At 70.6% G+C, this 1,474-nt stretch carries 1 protein-coding gene; it reads left to right on the top strand.

Annotated features, from left to right (window positions below):
* Nucleotides 1–318: 318 nt before the first annotated feature.
* On the top strand, nt 319–1,474 hold a 1,156-nt coding region (locus KUM32_RS36310), incomplete at its 3' end, for an IS110 family transposase (protein WP_217146159.1).

Here is a 1,474-nt window from a genome sequence, read left to right as displayed (position 1 = left end):
AACCGACGCAGGCCCCCGCAGGCACCCCCCCGCCCAACCGCCGGAGGCACAGGCACCCCCGTTATGTTCTTCGCGGCTCCGCAATGGGGCCGCTGGCCTCCGGGCCCGGCATGACTGTGTCCCCCTGTCGAAGTCGATGACCTGGGGGGTGGTGTCACCGGGCCCGGGAGGTGCCGTCGGAGACGCTGATGAGAGGTCCGGCCACCGTCCGGTCCGGCGCAACGCCGGACAGTTCGCGGACGGCAGGTCTGCATAACGTGGATGCGCGAGTACGACACCGATGCCAAGGCCAGCCGCACCGAAGGAGTGGAGAGCGCAGTGTTCGACACCGAAGACGTGGGCGTGTTCCTCGGCCTGGACGTCGGCAAGAGTGCCCACCACGGCCACGGGCTGACCCCGGCCGGGAAGAAGGTCTTCGACAAGCAGCTGCCCAACAGCGAGCCGAGACTGCGGGCCGTCTTCGACAAGCTGACCGCCAAGTTCGGCACCGTCCTGGTCATCGTCGACCAGCCCGCCTCGATCGGCGCCCTGCCCCTGACCGTCGCCCGCGACGCCGGCTGCCAGGTGGCCTACCTGCCAGGCCTGGCCATGCGCCGGATCGCCGACCTCTACCCGGGCGAGGCCAAGACCGACGCGAAGGACGCCGCGGTGATCGCGGACGCGGCCCGCACCATGCCGCACACCCTGCGCTCCCTGGAACTGACCGACGAGATCACCGCCGAACTCACGGTCCTGGTCGGCTTCGACCAGGACCTCGCGGCCGAGGCCACCCGCACGTCCAACCGGATACGCGGCCTGCTCACCCAGTTCCACCCCAGCCTCGAACGCGTTCTGGGCCCTCGTCTCGACCACCAGGCCGTGACCTGGCTGCTGGAGCGCTACGGCTCCCCGTCCGCCCTGCGCAAGGCCGGCCGCCGCAGACTCGTGGAGCTGATCCGCCCGAAAGCCCCGCGCATGGCCGCCCGGCTGATCGACGACGTCTTCGACGCGCTCGACGAGCAGACCGTCGTCGTCCCCGGCACCGGCACCCTCGACATCGTCATCCCCACGCTGGCCGCCTCCCTGGCCGCCGTCCACACCCAGCGCCGGGCCATGGAAGCCCAGATCAACGCCCTGCTGGAGGCTCACCCTCTTTCCCCGGTCCTGACGTCGATGCCCGGCGTCGGCGTCAGGACCGCCGCCGTCCTGCTGGTCACCGTCGGCGACGGCATCAGCTTCCCCACTGCCGCCCACCTCGCCTCCTACGCCGGCCTCGCCCCCACCACCAAGACCTCGATCCACGGCGAACACGCCCCACGAGGCGGAAACCGGCAGCTCAAACGGGCGATGTTCCTGTCCGCCTTCGCCTGCATGAACGCCGACCCGGCCTCCCGCGCCTACTACGACAAGCAACGAGCACGCGGCAAGACCCACACCCAGGCCCTCCTCCGCCTTGCCCGCCAACGCATCAGCGTCCTGTTTGCCATGCTCCGCG

The organism is Streptomyces sp. AC627_RSS907, from assembly GCF_019049165.1.
This window is presented reverse-complemented; position numbering and strand designations above follow the sequence as displayed.